Source organism: Deinococcus aquaedulcis, assembly GCF_019693445.1.
In the GTDB taxonomy this organism is placed as follows: domain Bacteria; phylum Deinococcota; class Deinococci; order Deinococcales; family Deinococcaceae; genus Deinococcus; species Deinococcus aquaedulcis.
The window spans coordinates 83,779-103,039 of the sequence record NZ_JAHRBL010000006.1 but is presented as its reverse complement, the minus strand read 5'-3'; the positions used below and the strand labels follow the sequence as shown (position 1 = coordinate 103,039).

The window sequence follows — 19,261 nt, the reverse complement described above, 5'->3', positions numbered from 1 at the left end:
CTGGGCCACACCCCTTCCCTATTCGCCGCGCAACCACGCCGCCAGGGCCGCTTCAAAGGCCGCGTGGTGGTCGTGGTGGTACAGCAGGCCGTGAAAGCCGGCGGCCACCGCCGCGTCAATGTTTTCTTGCACGTCGTCCACAAAGGCCACCTGCGCGGCGGGCACGCCCATGGCCTGTTCCAGCGCGGCAAAGGCCTCGGGGGCGGGTTTCTTGTGGCCCAGTTCGTTGCTGAACACCAGGGCGTCAAAGCGGCCAAAGCGGGGATCCCGGCGCAGGTGGTCGCTCACCACGGGGTAATTGTTGCTCAGCAGGCCCACACGCACGGTCCGGGGCAGCGCGGCCAGTGTGGCGTACATGGGCGCGTTGTCGTGAATGCTGCCCAGGTACAGCGGCTCGAAGTCCTCGTAGGACAGCGTCAGGCCGGTTTCTTCCCGCAGCACCGCCCAGAACTGCGGCAGGGTCCAGGCGCCCACCTCCAGCTGCCGCACATGGCGGAAATAGCTGTCGCGCACGCGTTCCACAGGCACACCCCCGCGCTCGGCCACGTTCTGGGTGCTGCGGCCATCAAAGGTGCCAATGGTGAACACGCCGCCCCAGTCGAAGGCGACGTGGCGGGCCGGAAGAGAAGCACTCATCCGCCGATTGTGGCGCAACGGCCCCGCAGGCCCCGGCGCGCTGCCTGCACAGCGGGAGCATTCAGGTGGGCCGCAGGCGTGGGGTGAGCGAACTCGCAGAGCGGCATTCCAGACCGAACACGAGGGAAGACAGGATTCCGGCGATGAAACAGCAGCCCTTCGCTCTCCTCACTCCGCTTTGGCATCAGAGGCGTCCCGTCCCGGTTCCTTCAGGCGAGCAGCAGCCCCCGCCGCTCCCAGGCCCCCAGATTCAGGGCGTGCAGGGCCTGCCAGGGACGCAGCCAGTCGCCGTCGGGCGCCAGCTTCTGGCCCCGGCCGTGCCGCAGCACGTACTGGCGGTGCAGGGTCAGCAGGTCGGCCACGCCCGCGCCGGGGTGGCGGTGCACATCCACCTCGGCCCCTGGCGACGGCGACAGGGGATGCGGGGCGCTGGTGGTCAGCACGCAGGCCAGCCCACTGGCACGGTCCCGCAGCCACGTCAGCAGTTGCACGAAGGGCCAGCCAGCGCCCACACTCTCGGGCGTTTCGCTCCAGCGCAGCGCCGCTGCGGTGTCCGGTTCCAGGGTGTAGGAGCGCAGGTGGCGCACCTCGTTGACGGTGGGCAGGTAAAAGGTGCCGTGCGCGGTGGCCTGCGCCGCCAGAAAGTCGGCGTGCAGGGCGGCCAGGGCGCGCGATTCCTCCGGGCTGGCGCCCCAGGGGCGCTCGGGGAGGGGCTCGGCGGTCAGCAGGGCACTCACGCCGGGGCCCGGCACCGCCCGCTCGACCAGCCGCGCGGCGCTGATCTCGGGCAGCAGGGCCACCGCCTGCTCCTGGCCGACCAGGGCCTGCAGTTCCTCATCGGTCAGGGCGGCGAGATTCAGGCGGGAGAGCACGGTGTTCAGCATACGGCGCGCTTGTCACAGACCCCTCACATTTCGGCCCAGAGCAGCGACCGAGGCGGCTGGGCGGCGCCACCCCAGATGAGCCCTGGCCCAGCGAGGCCCCGCCGCAGCGGGCCTGAAGAGGGCATCCTCCGTCTTCCGCAGGCGGCGGGAAGCGGGGCAGCGGGGCGCAACTGCCTATAGTGAAGGCAATGAGTGGCCTTTCCTATCAAGACCAGTTACAGGCCGTGGCCCGCGTGCTCCTCGCGCACCCGGGGCCCATTGTGGTGCTGTCACACGAAAACCCTGACGGTGACGCCCTGGGCAGTGTGCTGGGCCTGACCCGGGCACTGCGAGCACTGGGACGCGAGGTGCTGGCCCCCATGACCGTGCCGCGCTACCTGGCCTTTTTACCCGGGCCCGGCGAACTGGCGGAGCCCCTGACCGAGTGGCCTGCTGGCACCCTGGCCGCCGTGCTGGATGTGGACAACAACGACCCGGCCCGGGTGGCCGGCGCCGACCTGAGCGTGTTCACGGGGCCAGTGGTGAACGTGGACCACCACGGCACCAATGCCCGCCGGGCCACGGCAGGCGTGGTGGAGCCGGCCATTCCCGCCGCCGCCATGATGGTGGCCGACCTGCTGGGCGCCATGAATGCCCCCCTGACCCCCGAAGTGGCCACACCGCTGATGCTGGGGCTGGTCACGGACACCGGCAGCTTCCGCTTTGACAGCGTGACCCCGGAAACCTTCGAGTGCGCCGCGCGGCTGCGAGCGGCTGGCGCCCGCCTGGGCTGGCTGAGCGACCAGCTGGGGCGCAACCCGCGCACCTACTACACGTTGCTGCGCGAGGTGCTGGGCACTCTGGAATTCCTGCACGGCGGCCGGGTGGTGCTGGCCCGCGTGACCGAGGAAATGCTGACGCGCGCTGGGGCCGCCTGGGACGACGTGGAAAACTACGTGGGCACCCTGCGCAACGCCGAGGGCGCCGAACTGGCTGTGATGATCAAGGACTACGGCGAGCGCATCAAGGTATCGTTGCGCTCGCGCGGGGGCCTGAGCGCCCAGAACATCGCCGTGGCCCTGGGTGGCGGCGGCCATGTCCCGGCCGCCGGCGCGACTTTGAACCTGCCCTATGAAGAAGCCCGGGGCCAGCTGGACGCCGCCGTGGCCGCCGAACTGGCCCGCGCCGACGAAGAAGCTCAGGGCACCTGACAGCACCGATCAAGCGGGAGCGGCGCGGAGGCACTCAGCCTACCTCCACGCCGCTCTTGGTTTGTTCGCGCCGTGCACAGAGACCAGTCCACAACTGACAGCAGAGGTAAGGAGAATCAGCCCCTTGCCACCAGCCTCGGCACAACGCCGCGTTTACCGCTTGCCAGCGCGCGACTCGCCGGCCGCTGGCTGCCGCAGCACCGCGTCTATCCCGGCGTTAATCCAGGCAAAGGCGCGGCGGGTGTTTGGCATGGTGTACGTCTGATCGGCGCCGTGCTGCATGAACACGTACACCAGATGCTGCCCGGCCTTGGTGCGTACGTAGCCGCTGTAGGTCAGCAGGCGCCAGCCGTTGCCGCCCTTGCCCGCCGCGTAGGCCACCCGGCCCTGATGGGTGAGTTTCAGGCCAGAGCGCCCGTAGCCCATCGCCATGACCTCGCGCTGCCACGCCTGGGTGCGGGGGCCCAGCCCGGAGCGCAGGAAGGCGTGCGCCACCAGCGTGCCGAACTCGTAGGGCGTGCTGATGTTCAGGGCCTTCAGGTCGTCTTCGGGACGGTGGCGGTGGTCGAAATAATCGTCCAGGCGCCGCTGCAAGTAGTCGGCGCGGTACACGCGGGCGTCGCGGTCAATCAGGGTCGCCAGCCGCAGCCGATCCTCGCCGCGCGCCCCGGCCCAGCGCCGGGTACCGCTGTAGGTGGCCGACAGCCCCGCCTGCGCCACCCACCAGTCGCGGGTGGGCAGAATCAGGCGGGTGGCACACAGGCCCAGTTCGTCGGCCGTGTCCTGAACGGCCTGCAGCCCCACCCGGCGGTGCAGGATGTCGGTGGCGGTGTTGTCGCTGTTGCGAATCATGCGCTCGGTCAGGGTGCGCACGTTCGAGCCGTCGTAGGGGTAGGCGCCCAGCGACTGGTTGTCGCGCGTGACGGCAAAGCGCTCCGTGGGCGGCAGCTCGCCCCGGTCCACCGCGCGCAGCGTGGCCCACAGCACCGCCTGTTTGTAGGTGCTGGCCAGCGGAAACACGCTGTCGGGGTTGGTGCCCACTGCCCGCAGGGGCAGCAGGGTCTGGGGGTCCACCTCGGCCACCCACAGCCCCAGTCGCCCGCTCAGGTGGTGCGGGGGCGGCGGGACCTTGGGCACCGGGGGCGCGTGGGCCAGGCAGCCGTCCGGGTCGCGGGCCACAGCCTGACGGTCCACCTGCACGGTGGTGGGGGCCGGCGCCCGTTCCAGGCGCACCTGCCCTTCCGGGGGCGGCGGGCGGCACCCCAGCAGCAGCAGGGCCAGCAGCAGCAGGGCCAGCAGCAGCAGGGCCAGCAGCGGCGCGGCCCAGGGGTTGGTGCTCTTCATCTCAGCCCGGCCCTTCGTGTTGAACGTGGGCCGGGCCTCTGCTTCTTTCCTGCGAGGCGGCACGTGCCGCCCCCTGCCTGCGCTTGACCATGCGCCCTTAAGCGTGCAGGGGTTCCAGGGTCACGCCAATGGTGCCGGGGCCCGCGTGCGTGGCCACCACAGCGCCGATGGGATGGTCGCCCAGGTCGTCGAGTTGCAGCCCCTGCAGGCCCGCGCGGACCTCTTTCAGGTACGCCTCGCCGCCGGGGGTTGCCATGAAGGCCACCCGCGCGCCGCCGTGCTGCGCGGCGTACTTGCGCACGTGGTCCACGAGGTCCTGCATGGCCTTTTTGTGGCCGCGCACACGCCCGGCGGATTCCACGCGGCCATTTTTCACGGTCAGGATGGGCTTGATGTTCAGCAGGCTGCCCAGCAGCGCCTGCGCGCCGCCAATGCGCCCGTTGATGCGCAGGAAATCCAGCGTGTCCACGGTAAAACGGATATCTGCCACCTGCGAGACCCGCTCCAGTTCGGTCACGATCTCGGCGACGCTGCGCCCGGCCTGCACCATGTCCAGGGCACGCAGCACGCGCATGCCCAGACCCATGCTGACCGACTTGCTGTCCACCACCGTCACCTTGTCGCCAAATTCCTGCGCGGCCAGCCGGGCGCTGCCCACGGTGCCGGACATCTGCCCGCTGATATGCACGCTGAGGACGTGGTCGGCACGCTGCAGGGCCTCGGTGTACACGGCGGCGAACTCCGCCGGGCTGGGCTGGCTGGTGCTGGGGGTCTTTTTGCCCGCTTTCAGGCCGGTGAACAGCTCAGAAGGCGTAATCTCGATGCCGTCTTTGTGCATTTTGCCGTCGAACAGCACGTACAGCGGCACGCTGACAAGGCCGAGATCCGAGCACAGCTGCGCGCTGAGGTCACTTGTGGAGTCCGTGACAAGGGCGATGGTCATTCGCTGATCTTACCGTGAGCAGCCTCACGATGAAGAGGCGCCGCCCGTCATACGGACAGGCGGCGCGGTGAAAGTTCAGCGGGGAACAGCCTTCAGCTCCCCTTTTTGGGTGTCCATTTCTTGCGGCCGGTGGCGGTAGTGTCGCCCGGGTCAGTCTGGGGAGCAGCGGTAGGCTGGGGGGCCACGCTGGCTTCGGTGGCCTCGGCGGCCGGGGCAGGGGCTTCGGGTGCAGGGGCCGCAGCGGCACTCTTGGGGGCCCACTTCTTGCGTTCGGGGCCGGGGGCCGCTTCGGCCGGGGCACTGGGGACGGGCGCGGCTTGCGCCTCTGGAGCGGCCGGGTCGGCGGGGGTGCTGGGGGCCGCACCACCCTTCGGGGCCCACTTCTTGCGCTCGCCCGTGGCCGGGGCGGCGTCGCTGGCGACAGGCGCTGCGCTTTGGGCCGCCGGGGTCGGCTCAGCCGCTGCTGGTGTGGGCGCGGCGTCGGCCTTCGCCTTCGGCGTCCAGGCTTTGCGGGCCGGGGCCTCGGCGGCGGGGGTCGCAGGTTCGGCCGCAGCAGGCGCCGGGGCCACCGGCGCGGCGTTCACATCGTCGGCCGCTTTGGGCTTCCAGGCCTTGCGCGCGGGGGCCGAAGGCTCGGCCGGTTCAGAGGCTGCCACTGGGGCTGGACTCACGTCATCGGCCTTGGCTTTCGGGGCCCAGGCTTTGCGGGCCGGCGCTCCTGCAACATAGGCGTTTGGGGCCGGGGCGGCTGGGGCGGGCGCCACATCGTCGGCTTTCGCCTTTGGGGCCCAGGCCTTGCGGGCGGCAGGGGTGGGCGCAGCAGCCTGCGGCTCGGGCTGGGTGTCCGGGTTCTGCACCGGGCTGCCGGGCTGGGCGTTCAGGGTGTCGGCGCTGGTTTCGCCCACCACGGCCTCCGGGGCACCGGTGCCGGGCGCTTCGCCCGTGCGCTCCATCGGCAGGGCAGCGTTCGGGGTCATGGCGGCGTCGGCCTGCACCTCGGCCGGGTCGCTGACCACGGCGGGGGACACGAACTCGCCGCTGGCGCGCTGCACGCTTTCCAGCATCAGCTCGGCCACGTCCTTGACCACGATGTCGTCGCGCTTCTGCTTTTCGGGCGTGGAGTTCATCATCGCCTTGCAGAAGGGGCAGCCCACCGCGACCACCTTGCCGGTCTGCTCGAATTCGTCGCTGGCCACCTTGGCACTGTCCAGTCGGGCCTGAATCTCGCGGAAGCGGTTGTCGGACACGCGCTCGCGGCCCTCTTCCTCTTCCTTCCAGAACTGCGCGCCGCCGGCCCCGCAGCAGAACGAATTCTCGCGGCTGCGCTCCAGTTCCAGCACCTCGCCCGCCATCTTGGTGATCAGGGTGCGGGGGGCGTCGTACACGCCGTTGTGGCGGCCCAGGTAGCAGGGGTCATGGTAGGTGACGTTCTGGGCCAATTGCTCCATAGGCAGCTTGCCCGCCGCCACCAGCGTTTCCAGGTACTCGGTGTGGTGAATGGTGCGGTAATCGCCCCCCAGCTGCCGGTACTCGTGGCCGATGGCGTTCATGCAGTGCGGGCAGGTCGCCACGATCAGCTTCGGCGCCACCTGGTTCAGGGTGGCCACGTTCTCTTCGGCCAACTGCTGGTACAGGAATTCGTTGCCGGCGCGGCGGGCGCTGTCGCCTGTGCAGGCTTCCTTCTTGCCCAGCACCGCGTAGTTCACACCGGCCTTGTCCAGCAGCTGCACAAAGGCGCGGGCCACTTTCTGCGCGCCGGGATCGTAGCTGGCGGCGCACCCCACCCAGTAGATGACGTCCGGCTCGGGGTTCTCGTCGATGGTGGGAACTTTCAGGCCCTCGGCCCACTCCATGCGCTTGTCGCGCGAGATGCCCCAGGGGTTGCTGGCGCGCTCCATGCCCCGGAAGGCGGTCTGCAGCTGGGGCGGGAACTCCCCGGCCACCATCACCTGATGCCGGCGGATATCCACGATGTCCAGCATCTGCTCGTCCTGCACCGGGCACACCTGCATGCAGGCGCCACAGGTGGTGCAGGCCCAGACCGATTCCTCGTTAATGGCGTATTCCAGCAGCGGGTGGGCGGTGCTGGCCCCGGCTTCAAAGGGTGCGGGCTTCAGCGTGAAGGGGCTGGGGTGCGCCGCGATCACGTTCAGTTCCATGCGCTTGTTGATTTCCAGCGCGGCTGGGCTCAGCGCCTTGCCGGTGGCGTTGGCCGGGCACACGTCTTGGCAGCGGTTGCACTGAATGCAGGCGTAGGCGTCCAGCAGACGAGGCCATTCCAGGTCTTCGAGCTTTTCGACGCCCAGCTTGGGTTCCTCGGCTTCCATCGCCTCGGCCAGTCCCTTCATGGGCGGCAGCACGCCGCTGCCTACGGGGCGCTTAAGGGCGTAGTTCAGAGGCGCCATGAAGATGTGGATGTGCTTACTGAACGGGAAGTACGCCAGGAACGCCAGAATGGAACCCAGCGCGCCCCAGTACCCGGCAATGCGCCAGCCCTCAATGGCCTGCTCGCTGGCCCCGCCAAACAGCACGCGCCCCAGCGCCGAGGACAGCGGCTGGAACGAATCGTAGCCGCCCAGCACCCGCGATTCCTCGACCATCTTGGCGGCGTTGCCCAGCACGCGGCTGCCCACGTGGAAGGTAATAAAGCCCGACACGATCAGCGAGTCGCGCAGAATGTAGTTGGCGCGCAGCAGCGGGTGCAGCAGCGTTTTTTCGGTGAAGCGGAAGTCGCGCTTACTGGGCAGGAACAGGCGGCGAATCACCAGACTGATCACGCCAACGAGCACCAGGAAACTCAGGATGTCGGCCAGCAGGTTGTACCCGGCCAGCAGCGGACTGTCCTTGCTGTAAATGTGAAAGGGGATGTAGCCTTCCAGGCCGTCCACCACGTTCACCAGCAGGTAGTACACAAAGCCGTAGAAAATAAAACTGTGCAGCACGCTCACCCAGGTGCGGCGGCGGAAGGTGCGCTCCTGGGTCAGGCTGGCGCGGATGGCGTACAGCAGACGCTGCAGGGGATGGTCGAAGCGGGCCTCGCTGGCGGCAGCACCCCGCGCCACGCGCCGGTAGAGCCGGTAAAAGCCCCACAGGCCGAACCCACCGGCAATCAGGGCAAAGACGAAGAACAGAATCTGATGAATGAGGGGCAGCAAGAGAGAACTCCTTCAGGCAGAGGGTGGGGCAGCAGAAAAAATCTTGGACTCGGTGCAAAGTATAACGGATTCAGGCTGCTGCTATCATGCCGGAACGCGCTGGCCTACTCGTGGGGCACATCTCTGGCGAGACCCAGATGAAAGACATACAGATCGTCCTGAGGGGTCTCCGCGCCTTCTTCGAAATACTCGCCCATCAGGGCTGAGAGCCGGGCCGTCAGTTCCCGCGCTTTTTCCCTGGACAGCTGGATCACGCCCCAATCGTTGAGGGGAAGAACTGGCGGCGGCGCTTGCGGCTCGTCTAGCTGCCAGGCGGCAACTTCCTGCCGCGTCACAAGACCGTCTGGGCTTGATTTCAGCAGGACGTACCAATCCTCCGAAACCCGGCGGTGTTCCCGCGTATAGCCTTGCAGCAGCCGGTTCCAGGCTGGGCGGTAAAGCGCGTCGAGCATGTCGTCCAGCGGCATCACCCTGGACGGATCAATCAGAAATTCCGGCGCGGCGGCCTGGTAGCGGGCTGGGCGGTGCTCGCCCACTTCTTTCAGAAGACCCAAGCGAACGAAACGCTTGACCCAGTAGCCCAGAGCGTTGTGGGAATACCCTGTTACTTCAGCCACCTGCGCCACGGTCCGCGCTTCCACCATAAACGGAGCCAGCAGTCGAATCTTGGCAATGTCCATGAGGACCTGAATTGCTTCGGGATCGACAATTTTAACGCGCTCCATTGGAAAAGTCTACAGATTCTTTTGTGTTAGATGACCCGTAGGATGGTTCACGCATCTATCCACTCTGACCTCGGAGGACCCTATGCAAAAGATCCGCACACTTCTGGCCAGGCTCCTGGTACTGGCCGCCGCTGCCTCGGCGTTGGAACCATCTGTGTCAGCCACTTCCTTTCACACCGATGGGAACTGGACCTGTCGCTCACCCGCCTGCGAAGACAAGTAGCCCGGCCTTAATTCCTTCCTCCGTCGCCGTCCGCCTCCCCTGGCGGCGACGGTTTTCTATGCCCATTTTTCCCCTGTAAGGAGAACCTGATATGCGCCAGACCCTGCTGACCACTGCCGCCCTGCTCCCCCTGCTCCTCGCTGCCTGCACGGGCGGAGGCGGCGCCCCGGCCCCCACGCCCGGCCCGACCCCCAACCCCACGCCTAACCCGACGCCGAATCCTGGCCCCGGCTCGGCCATCACCACGCGCCTGGCCGCCTGCCCGCAGGTAATGAACAGTTCCGACCCGGCGGCCAGCGCCTGCCTGGCCGGCACCTACAGTGGGAAAACGCTGGCCAACGCCGCCTGCACCGTGACCATCCGCGCCAACGGCAGCTACGACTTCGATACCCCCACCCTCAAGTACACGCACACGCCCTCTGCCTCGACCATCCGCATCTTTACGCATCAGGTGAATGTGGGGCCCACCCATATGCTGATCTGGCTGCTCAGCGACAGCTCCTCGGCCAATCCTGCCTACGAGATGGATTTCAAGGCCCAGTTCGGCACCTACGCCCAGCCCCCGCAACTGACCATTGAAGGCACCCAGCGCATGGGCAGCGCGCAGACCAGCGCCAGCTGCGTGCTCCCCCTGTAACCTCCGCATTCTCGCCCGCGCCCGCAGCCTTCACCGGTCTGCGGGCGCCTGCACGTGGCCCGTGCGCTACCCTGCGGGGCGTGAGCCTGACCGCCGCCGAACTGCAAACGTACCTCAGCGCCCTGGTAACCGGCGACCTGAAACTGTCCACCATGATCTGGGGCCCGCCCGGCGTGGGCAAAAGCAGCGTGGTGGCGCAGGTGGCCGAGCGGCACGGCCTGGGGTTCGTGGACGTGCGCCTCTCGCAGCTGGCCCCCACCGACCTGCGCGGCCTACCGGTCCCCGAAGCCGACGGCGCCGGCAGTGGGGTCAGCCGCTGGTATCCGCCGGAATTTCTGCCCCGCCACGGCGCCGGAATTCTGTTTCTGGACGAGGTGAACATGGCGCCGCCCACCATGCAGGGGATGGCGCAGCAGCTCATCCTGGACCGCCGGGTGGGCAGCTACGAGCTGCCGGGCGGCTGGTTCGTGTGGGCGGCCGGCAACCGCAAGGAGGACCGCGCCAGCGTGTTCGACATGCCCGCGCCGCTCGCCAACCGCTTCCTGCACCTCACCGTGCGCCCGGACTTTGAGTCGTGGCGTGGCTACGCCCTGGGCCGGGGCCTGCATGAACACGTCATCGCCTTCCTGACCTTCCGCCCGGAACTGCTGCACCGCCTGGATCCCCAGCAGCCCGCGTGGCCCAGCCCGCGCGCCTGGGAAATGGCCTCGCGCCTGCACCGCGCCGGGCTGGACACCGCCCCGGCCATTGGCGAGGCAGCAGGCGCCGAATTCAGCGCCTTTGTGCGCCTGTACGAGCAGCTGCCGGACCTGGGGATTGTGTTGGAAGGACGCGGCACTGGCCTGCGCCTGCCCGACGAACCCAGCGTGCGCTACGCCGCCGTGGTGGGCCTCGCGGCCCGCGCGGCAGACGCCGATCAGGCCTACCACGCCTTTACCTGGCTGGCCGACAGCGCGGGCCCCGAATGGCTGCAGCTGTACGTGGCCACCCTGGTGAGCAAGTTCCAGGCCATTGGTCAGCTGGGCGAACTGGCCGCCCTGATCGGCCGCGACGAGCGCCTCGCCGCGCTGGTGCAGGGCACCCTGGCGCTGACGGAAGGGTGAGACCAGTGGCCGCGAGGACAGGGCAGATGACCAGGGGGAACAGGTGACGGCCCTGTTGGCGGGCGCGCTGACCCTGCTCGTCTTTGTCTGGTTGATCGGGCTTCCTCTTCTGGCTGCCCTGACCGAGCCGCAGGAGCGGGCTTTTCGTAAGACTGGGCTGTATGCCACCTTGCTGGTCTTCCACCTGATCTCTATTGGCGTGCTGCTGGTCCTGTCGGATCGTTTGAGCGTGCCAGACATGGACAGCCATGTGCTTCCACTCGCGGCGTTGGCTTCGCTCACCACCTTTCTTATTTTCCCAGCCATCGCTGGCGCACTGACGGGCACCGCCAGCTTTGCGCCCGCCATGGCCATGGTGGTGGGGGCCGGTTTGCCGATTTTGCTGCTCATCTCGGCGCCCACGATCTACGAAGCGGTCTCCCTGTTGCTGGGCCCACCACTACAGACGCAGGTGGTGACCCAGGTGGGCTATGAACAGGAAGGGGGCTACCACTACGCGCTGCTCGCCAGCGCAGAGGAGGAAAAGGTGGTGTCCAAGGCGTTTTACCAGGAGCTGGCCGCGCTTCCCAAGCCGGCGGCTGTCCAACTGGCCAGTTTCGGTGGGGCCGTCTACAGCGCCCAGGAGCTGGCGGTGCCGCCACACCACCAGGGGCTTTTGCGCCAGCAACTGCTCATGGTGGGCTACCTCCTGAGCCTGCCGCTGCTGAGCGCCCTCTTCACCCGAGTGCCTGCTGGCGGTGAGGCGAGGACCGCATGACCCCCGACTTCCAGCGCCTGATTTCCGGCTCGCGCCTGCGGCTGCGGGGCAAGTCGGCGTTCTTTGCCACGCTGCTGCTGCACGCGGAATTCGTGCCCTCGCGCGAGGTAGCAGCAGCGGGCACCGACGGCGAGCGCGTGTACGTGAACCCCGAGGTGGCCGCCAGCCTACCCCCTGACGTGCTAGACGGCCTGCTGCTGCACGAGGTCCTGCACGCGGCGCTGTCGCATGTGGAGCGGCGTGGGCCGCGCGAGAAGAAGCGCTGGAACAAGTCGGCCGACCTGATTGTGAACGGCATGGTGGCGGCGGCCGGGCTGCCCACGCCTCCGCAGTCCCGGCGCGACGAGCACCTGGAGCGCTTAAGCGTGGAAGAGGTCTACACCGCGCTGGAGGGCGAAGCCGAAGGCGACGGCGACGAGGACGGCGACGACCTGCTGGACGCACCGCCCGGCGACGCGCCCCCCAAGCAGGGCAAGCCCGGCCAGAGCGTGGCGCGGCAGTGGCAGCAGGCGCTGGCCCAGGCCCGCAGCGTGGACGCCATGAGCGGCGGCAAGGGCGACGACCCCCTGGGCATGCACCGCGAACTGATGCGCCTGGCCCCGGCGCGGCTGGACTGGCGCGCGCACCTGTGGCGCTTTCTGGCGCGCACGCCAGTGGATTTCGGCGGCTTTGACCGCCGCTTTGTGGGGCGGGGCCTGTACCTGGAGGCGCTGGACGACGAGTCACTGCGCGCCCTGATCGCCGTGGACACCTCGGGCAGCGTGGACGACGACGCGGTGCGGGCCCTGGTGGGCGAGGTCCAGGGGGTGCTGGGGGCCTATCCGCATGTGAAGGCCACCCTCTATTACGCCGATACCGAGGCCTACGGACCGCACGACCTGAGCCCCGGCGGCCCCATTCCGGCCCCCCAGGGCGGCGGCGGGACCGATTTCCGGCCCATCTTCCGCCTGCTGGACGAGCACGAGCCGGACGTGCTGGTGTACCTCACCGACGGCTACGGCGACTTTCCCGAGCAGGCCCCCCGCACGCCCACGCTGTGGGTGGTGCCGCCCGGCGGCCTGGAAGACGAGGGCTTTCCCTTCGGCGAGGTGCTGCGCCTGGAAGAACACGGGTGAAGGCCACCAGCCGCCCCGAAGGCTTCCAGCCCAGCCTGACGCTGGTGCCCGGCGAGGACGCGGCGTGGGTTCTCTTTGACGGGCCCCGCCTGCTGCTGGGAGAAAACGGCACGCTGCCGCAGGGCGCCCTCCCCTTTGCCGTGGAAGACGTGACGCCGCTGGGCACGCTGCACGGCCAGCCCTTCTTTGCGGCCGGGCTGGCTGGCGACCTGCCCACCGGCTTCGAGGCCCTGCCCCTGCGCGCGGGCCTGACCCGCCTGCCCGAAGTGCAGATGGGGCTGGCCGGGTACGCAGCGCAACTGCTGGACTTCGCCCGCACCCACCGCTTCTGTGGGCGCTGCGGGGCCCCTCTGACCGAAGCCGGCCACGAACGCGCCCGCACCTGCCCGGCGTGCGGCCTCACGGTCTACCCGCGCGTGGCGCCCGTGGTGATGGTGCTGATCCGGCGCGGCCAGGGCCCACAGACGGAACTGCTCCTGGCGCGCGGCCCCCACTTTGCCCCCGGTGTGTACTCGGCGCTGGCGGGCTTTGTGGAACCCTCGGAAACCCTGGAAGCCGCCGCGCACCGCGAAGTGCTGGAAGAAGTCGGCGTGCGCATTGAGCACCTGCGCTACGTGGGCAGCCAGCCCTGGCCCTTTCCGCACTCGCTGATGATGGGCTTTGAAGCCGAATACACAGGCGGCGACGTGGTGCCGCAGCCCAGCGAGATTGAGGACGCACGCTGGTTTCCGGTGGACCGCCTGCCGGGGTTACCGGGGCCCTTCAGCATTGCGCGCGCCCTGATTGACCGGGCGGTGGGTCAGGCGCAGGGCAACGTGGCATCATCGGGCCCATGACCACCGAACTGGACCCGCGCACCCTCACCATTCTGGGGGTCGAGGGCGCGCTGGAGGCCGCCGCCGCCCCGCGTGCCAGCGCTGAAACCCTGGGTGGCCTCTCGGCCCACCCGGACAGCCGGGTGCGCGCCCTGGTGGCCCGGCACCCCAACACCCCCCCGGAGGTGCTGGGCACCCTAGCCGCCGCCTACCCGGCCGACGTGCTGGCCAACCCGGGGCTGCCCCTGATGCGTCTGGCCCGCCCAGGCCTGCTGGGCAACTTTCCGGCCGACGGCGTGGTGGCGCTGCTGAACACGCCGCAGGCCCCGGCCTGGGTGGTGGACGCCGCGCTGCGCCACGAGGACTACGCGGTGCGCACCGCTCTGGCGGCCCGCGCCGACCTGAATCCCGAACGGGTGGCGGCCCTGGCGCAGGACGCAGGCTGGCAGATCCGCGAGGCGGTGGCCCGGCGCGAGGTTCTGCCTGAACCCCTGGTGCGCCAGCTGGCGGCCGACGACGACTACGACGTGCGCAAGGCCGTGGCGGGTCGCCCGGACCTGCCCGGCGACGTGCTGCGCACTCTGGTGACCGACGCACACGGCATGGTGCGCGCCGCTGTGGCCCGGCGCCTGGACCTGCCGCTGGACTGCCTGATCACCCTGGCCGCCGACGGCGACCCCGACGTGCTGGCCACCCTGGCCCGCCGTATAGACCTGCCGCGCAACGTGCGCGCGTGGCTGGCGGGCAGCGACGACCCGGCGGTGCGCGCCGCCACGCTGCAGGCCTGGACCGTGCCGCCCGAATGGCTGACCCGCGCCGAGCAGGACGCTGACCCCGACGTGCGCGCCGCCCTGGCCCGCCGCCCCGACACCCCCGCCGGAACTCTGGTGCGCCTGGCCGCCGATGAAGCCGAAGCCGTACGCCGCGCGGTGCTGGAGCGCCATGACCTTCCCGACGAGGCGGTGCTGGCCCTGGCCCGCGCCCCCGAAGCGGACATCCGCCTGCATGTGGCCAGCGCCGAGGGGCTCTCGGGCACGGTGCTGGACGCCCTGCTGCACGACACAGACGCCAATGTGCGCACCGTGCTGGCCGTGCGCCCCGACCTGGGCCCGGCGCGTCTGACCACCCTGGCCGCCGACCCTCACGCCGAGGTGCGCCGGGCCGTGGCCTACGCACCCACCACGCCCCCGGAGACCCTGGCCGCCCTGGCGAGCGACCCCAACGCCGGGGTGCGCCGGGCCGCCGCGCGTCACCCGGCGCTGCCCGCCCCTGCCCAGGAGGCCCTGCGCAACGATCCAGACGACGGCGTGCGCCTTGCTCTGGCAGGCCGGGCCGACCTCTCCCCTACCCTGCGCACGGCCCTGGCCGGGGACCCTGATCCCAGCGTGCGTGCCGAACTGGAGGGGCCCTCCGCCGAATGACAGACGCGCGGAGCCAGCTGTGAGCTCCACACTGCCCCCATGACCGATCTTCGCCTGCCCCTGGGGGGCCTGAAGTTCAGCGTTCGCGTGGGTATTGTCTGCACCCGGGACGGGCACCTGCTCACCAACACCGGCCCAGGCGAATTTGGCGCTGGCTTTCACTTTCTGCCCGGCGGCGCGGTGGCCGTGAACGAGGACACCCTGAGTGCCGCGCGGCGCGAGTGGCAGGAGGAGGTGGGGGTGGCGCCGGGGCCGCTGCGATTGGTGGGGGTGGTGGAGAACTTTTTCGGGCCGCCGGAAAGGCGGCAGCACGAGCTGGGGTTTTACTATCACATGGAGGCGCCGGCTGATGTTCCGGATGGGGTGTTTGCCACGCTGGACCATGCCGAGGTGAGCTGTCAGTGGGTGGCGTTTGGGGCGCTGGCGGAGGTGGCGGTGTATCCGCTGGTGGTGAGGGAACTTTTGGATGTGCCGGTGGGGGTGGTGCGGCATTTTGTGAATCGGGAGGGGTAGGGGGCTTGGTTTGTGGGGTGTTGGGCGATTTCGGTTGCTGGCTTCGCCCCACCCCCCCAGCCCCCCTACCCCGGAGGGGCAGGGGGGAGCGGCGCTGCGCTGGCAAACGTTGACTAACGATTTGGGGCGGCCCGGCTTCGCCCCGCGTTGTACACCGTGGTCCGCCTCCGCCCATCGCCGTACGCCCGCGCGCTGCGCGCACGACGGCTTCCGTTGCTCGCCCCGCAGGGGTGAAGGGTGGGGACGCTTAGGGCACGAGGTTCTACTTTGAACAGCACCAGGAGCCAGAGCTGCTTTTGCCCTTCAAAGTAGAACCTTCTTGCTCGCACCAAGCCTTCTTGCCCCCCTACCGCCCAGGTCCAGGCGAGGCCGTCGTGCCCGAAGGGCGCGGGCCATTGCGCGAAGGCGGAGGATGGCGTCGAAGCCGGACACGTTATCGAACGGAACGAACCCGCCAACACCAGTAGAAACTCTTGCCCAGTGCCAACGCCTGCTCCCCCTGCCCCTCTGGGGTAGGGGGCTGGGGGGTGGGGCAACCCCGCAACGAAACCGAAATACCCCTTCAAACCGCCGTCAAATTCGCAAACTTCACCAGCAGCTTCTTCGTTCCCGCACTCGGGAAGTGAACAGTCACCTCCTGCCGGTCCCCCACCCCCGCCACCGCCAGCACCTGCCCCTCCCCAAACTTCGGGTGCCGGACCTTCTCCCCACCCCGGTACGCCATCTCATTGGTCAGCGGACTGGTGTTCTTCACAGCGGCAGGCACGGTGGGCCGGTAGGTCTTCCACGTTTTGGCACGGTACTCAATCACCTGACCGTAGGGGTCAATGGTGTCAAAGTGCCCCTCGATCTCCTCCAGAAACCGGCTGTCCTCGGCGGCGTTCGTCTTGCCAAATTGCATGCGGTTTTGCGCGGCGGTCAGGAACAGGCGCTCCATGGCGCGGGTAATACCCACGTAAAACAGACGCCGCTCCTCTTCAATGCCGCCCGCCTCCACCAGCGCGCCCCGGCTGGGCAGCAGCCCTTCCTCGGCCCCCACGATAAACACCACGGGAAATTCCAGGCCCTTGGCGTTGTGCATGGTCATCAGGGTCACGGCGTCCTCGGGGGCGCCCTTGTTCTCGGCCTTGGTGCGCATGTCATCCACGCTGGAGAGCAGCGCGGCGTCGTCTAGAAAATCGGCGATGGTGCCCTCGTGCTCTTGTGACCACTCCTGCGCGGCGTTGATCAGTTCGTCCAGGTTCTCCATGCGCACGGCGCCCTCGGGGCCCTCCTGGCGCAGCAGGTCCAGATAACCGCTCGTTTCGATCACGTACCGCAGAAACTGCGCGGGCTCGTAGTTGTCGGCGGCGTCGCCCATCGCCTCCATCAGGCGGGCAAATTCCACCGGCTTGTTCGCGCCCCGGTCCAGAATGCGGTCTTCCTCGGCGCGGGCGCAGGCGGTGAGCAGGCTGGTGCCGTTCACCCGGGCCCAGTCCAGCAGCTTTTCCAGCGCGGTGTCGCCAATGCCGCGCCGGGGGCGCCCGATGATCCGGCGCAGGGCCACGTCGTCGCTGGGGTTAATCGCCAGCCGGGCGTAGGCCAGGATGTCCTTGATCTCGCGGCGGTCATAGAAGCCCACACCGCCGACGATCTTGGCCGGAATCTGCACCCGGCGCAGCGACTCTTCAATCACGCGCGACTGGGCGTTCGTGCGGTACAGAATCGCCATCTCGGTGAACTTGCGGCCTTCCAGGTTGTGCAGCCGCGTGACCCACTCGGCCACAAAGTCGCCTTCGGCGCGGTGATCGGTGGCGCGGTGAAAGACGACGGGGTGGCCGTCCTCTTTGATTGGCTTCAGCGTCTTGTCCAGGCGCTCGGCGTTGTTTTCAATGAGTTTGTTGGCAATGGTCAGGACGCGGGCACTGGAACGGTAATTGTGCTCCAGCAGATACACTTTGGCATCCGGGTAATCTTTTTGAAAATCGAGAATGTTTTGAATGTCCGCGCCACGGAATTTATAGATCGACTGATCGGGGTCTCCCACGACCAACAAATTGCGATCTCTGGAGGCCAGCAGGCGCGTCAATTCATATTGCGCCTTGTTCGTATCCTGATACTCATCAATGTGAATGAACTTGGCACGGTTTTGCACCGCGTTCAGAACCCCGGGCACTTCCTGAAAGAGGCGCACCGTTTCCGTAATCAGGTCGCCAAAATCAATGGCGTTCTGGCTTTTCTTGCGGGCTTCATAACGGCGGTAGGCTTCGGCGGCGGCCTCACGCGGAATGCCGGAAATGAACGGCTCGCCGCTGCGGTCCAGGTCATTCGGCGTCAGCAGGTTGCTCTTGGCGCGGTCCAGAATGCCGCGCACCACCCGGGGCGAGGTCTCCGGGCCAATGCCAGGAATGGACCCCATGATTTCTTTGAGCAGGTCCAGCTGGTCATCGTCGTCGTAGATGACAAAGCCGCGTCTCAACCCGATGTGCTCGCCGTACGCCCGCAGAATGCGCACGCCCGCGCTGTGAAAGGTGCTCATCCACAGCTTATCGGCGCCGGGCACGAGGTGGCTGGCCCGCTCGCGCATCTCGGCGGCGGCCTTGTTGGTAAAGGTCACGGCCAGAATCTCGCCGGGGTTCACGCCATAGTGCCCGATCAGGTGGGCAATGCGGTAAATCAGGGTGCGGGTCTTGCCACTGCCCGCGCCGGCAATCACCAGGGCGGGACCGGTGAAATGGTCGGCGGCCTGGGCCTGCGTGGGGTTGAGCTGAGAGAGAAGATCGGGCGCGGTCACCGGAGAATTGTATCAGGGCCGATTCTGTTTCCGGCGTAATGGCGAGGGGCGCGCTGTCCCCGCTGGGGGCACGCCTTTCGCCGCACCTAACCCTGCTACGCTCCTTCGGTGACTGGCCCGAGTGCTCCGCCGCAGACGTCCCCGGCCACCCGGCTCGCGCTGGGCAGCGTGGTGGTGGCGGTGGTGGTCCTGGGCCTGAAATTCGTGGCCTATGGCCTGACCGGCAGCGTAGCGCTGTACTCCGACGCCCTGGAAAGCATCATCAACGTGGCGGCGGCCGTGGCGGCGGTCATCGCCCTGCGGGTGGCGGCCCGCCCCGCCGACGCCGGGCACCCCTACGGCCACACCAAGGCCGAATACTTCAGCGCGGTGGCCGAGGGCGTGCTGATTGTGCTGGCGGCTGTCAGCATCGCCCGCGAGGCGTGGCCGGTACTGTTTAATCCGCGCCCCGTGGACGCGCCGTTTGCTGGGCTGGCGGTGAACCTGGGCGCCAGCGTGCTGAACGCGCTCTGGGCGTCGGTGCTGCTGCGCCGGGGGCGGGCGCTGCGTTCCCCCGCCCTACTGGCCGACGGGCGGCATGTGCTGAGTGACGTGGTGACCAGCGTGGGCGTCTTGATCGGTGTTCTGGCGGCCCGCTTCACGGGGCTGCCGGTGCTGGACCCGCTGCTGGCGCTGCTGGTGGCCCTGAACATCCTGTACAGCGGCTGGCATCTGGTGCGCGACAGCGTGGGCGGCCTGATGGACGCGGCGGTCGACGCGCAGACCGAGGGCCGCATTCGCGCGCTGCTCAGCGAACACGGCGAGGGCGCCCTGGAAATGCACGACCTGCGCACCCGCCACGCGGGCCGCGTGACCTTTATCGAGTTCCACATGGTGGTGCCCGGCGACATGACGGTGTCGGGGGCCCACGCCATCTGCGACCGCCTGGAAGACGCCCTGCGCGCCGAAATGCCCGACGCCAACGTCACCATTCATGTGGAACCCCAGGAACAGGCCAAGCATCACGGGGTCCTGGTGCTGTAGGCGC

The 19,261-nt window shown here is 68.5% G+C and carries 16 protein-coding genes; 9 read left to right on the top strand and 7 right to left on the bottom strand.

Annotated elements, in window-relative coordinates; genetic code table 11:
• Positions 1–18: 18 nt before the first annotated feature.
• Both KMW22_RS09655 and KMW22_RS09650 read right to left on the bottom strand, forming a co-directional pair.
• Entirely contained in the window at positions 19–636 is a 618-nt protein-coding gene (locus tag KMW22_RS09655) for an HAD family hydrolase (RefSeq protein ID WP_221089838.1), read from the bottom strand.
• A gap of 209 nt (positions 637–845) precedes the next feature.
• Positions 846–1,508: a hypothetical protein gene (locus KMW22_RS09650; protein WP_328774653.1), complete on the bottom strand. Its 663-nt coding sequence runs from the start codon at positions 1,506–1,508 to the stop codon at positions 846–848.
• Between the two features lie 200 nt (positions 1,509–1,708).
• On the opposite strand from KMW22_RS09650, the gene KMW22_RS09645 reads away from it, so the two are divergent.
• Positions 1,709–2,710: a DHH family phosphoesterase gene (locus tag KMW22_RS09645; protein ID WP_221089836.1), complete on the top strand. Its 1,002-nt coding sequence runs from the start codon at positions 1,709–1,711 to the stop codon at positions 2,708–2,710.
• A gap of 153 nt (positions 2,711–2,863) precedes the next feature.
• Here KMW22_RS09645 and KMW22_RS09640 read toward each other — a convergent pair whose 3' ends face one another.
• The 4 genes from KMW22_RS09640 to KMW22_RS09625 form a co-directional block, all read right to left on the bottom strand.
• Positions 2,864–4,054, bottom strand: coding sequence for a serine hydrolase (locus KMW22_RS09640; RefSeq protein WP_221089835.1), 1,191 nt, complete (start codon positions 4,052–4,054; stop codon positions 2,864–2,866).
• Positions 4,055–4,151: 97 nt separating this feature from the next.
• Complete coding sequence (locus tag KMW22_RS09635) at positions 4,152–4,997, bottom strand: DegV family protein (protein ID WP_221089834.1); 846 nt, start codon at positions 4,995–4,997, stop codon at positions 4,152–4,154.
• Between the two features lie 92 nt (positions 4,998–5,089).
• Positions 5,090–8,152, bottom strand: coding sequence for a heterodisulfide reductase-related iron-sulfur binding cluster (locus KMW22_RS09630; RefSeq protein WP_221089833.1), 3,063 nt, complete (start codon positions 8,150–8,152; stop codon positions 5,090–5,092).
• Between the two features lie 104 nt (positions 8,153–8,256).
• Complete coding sequence (locus KMW22_RS09625) at positions 8,257–8,877, bottom strand: hypothetical protein (protein WP_221089832.1); 621 nt, start codon at positions 8,875–8,877, stop codon at positions 8,257–8,259.
• A gap of 314 nt (positions 8,878–9,191) precedes the next feature.
• Here KMW22_RS09625 and KMW22_RS09620 point away from each other — a divergent pair, with 314 nt between their 5' ends.
• The 7 genes from KMW22_RS09620 (at position 9,192) to KMW22_RS09590 (ending at position 15,461) form a co-directional block, all read left to right on the top strand.
• Complete coding sequence (locus KMW22_RS09620; protein WP_221089831.1) at positions 9,192–9,737, top strand: hypothetical protein; 546 nt, start codon at positions 9,192–9,194, stop codon at positions 9,735–9,737.
• Positions 9,738–9,817: 80 nt separating this feature from the next.
• Complete coding sequence (locus KMW22_RS09615) at positions 9,818–10,840, top strand: ATP-binding protein (RefSeq protein ID WP_221089830.1); 1,023 nt, start codon at positions 9,818–9,820, stop codon at positions 10,838–10,840.
• Positions 10,841–10,883: 43 nt separating this feature from the next.
• A complete protein-coding gene (locus tag KMW22_RS09610) occupies positions 10,884–11,597 on the top strand; it encodes a hypothetical protein (protein WP_221089829.1) in 714 nt (237 codons plus the stop codon).
• Positions 11,594–12,712 carry a vWA domain-containing protein gene (locus KMW22_RS09605; RefSeq protein WP_221089828.1) on the top strand — a complete coding sequence of 373 codons (1,119 nt, stop codon included), beginning with the start codon at positions 11,594–11,596 and terminating at the stop codon, positions 12,710–12,712. Before KMW22_RS09610 ends, KMW22_RS09605 begins: the two co-directional genes overlap by 4 nt.
• A complete protein-coding gene (gene nudC / locus KMW22_RS09600; protein ID WP_221089827.1) occupies positions 12,709–13,548 on the top strand; it encodes an NAD(+) diphosphatase in 840 nt (279 codons plus the stop codon). Before KMW22_RS09605 ends, nudC begins: the two co-directional genes overlap by 4 nt.
• Positions 13,545–14,948: a DUF2336 domain-containing protein gene (locus KMW22_RS09595; protein WP_221089826.1), complete on the top strand. Its 1,404-nt coding sequence runs from the start codon at positions 13,545–13,547 to the stop codon at positions 14,946–14,948. The genes nudC and KMW22_RS09595 overlap by 4 nt, the downstream gene beginning before the upstream one ends.
• Positions 14,949–14,987: 39 nt before the next feature.
• A complete protein-coding gene (locus KMW22_RS09590; protein WP_221089825.1) occupies positions 14,988–15,461 on the top strand; it encodes an NUDIX domain-containing protein in 474 nt (157 codons plus the stop codon).
• Between the two features lie 562 nt (positions 15,462–16,023).
• Here KMW22_RS09590 and KMW22_RS09585 read toward each other — a convergent pair.
• A complete protein-coding gene (locus KMW22_RS09585) occupies positions 16,024–18,234 on the bottom strand; it encodes an ATP-dependent helicase (RefSeq protein ID WP_221089824.1) in 2,211 nt (736 codons plus the stop codon).
• Between the two features lie 108 nt (positions 18,235–18,342).
• On the opposite strand from KMW22_RS09585, the gene KMW22_RS09580 reads away from it, so the two are divergent.
• Positions 18,343–19,257, top strand: a complete 915-nt coding sequence (locus KMW22_RS09580; protein WP_221089823.1) for a cation diffusion facilitator family transporter — start codon at positions 18,343–18,345, stop codon at positions 19,255–19,257.
• Positions 19,258–19,261 lie beyond the last annotated feature (4 nt).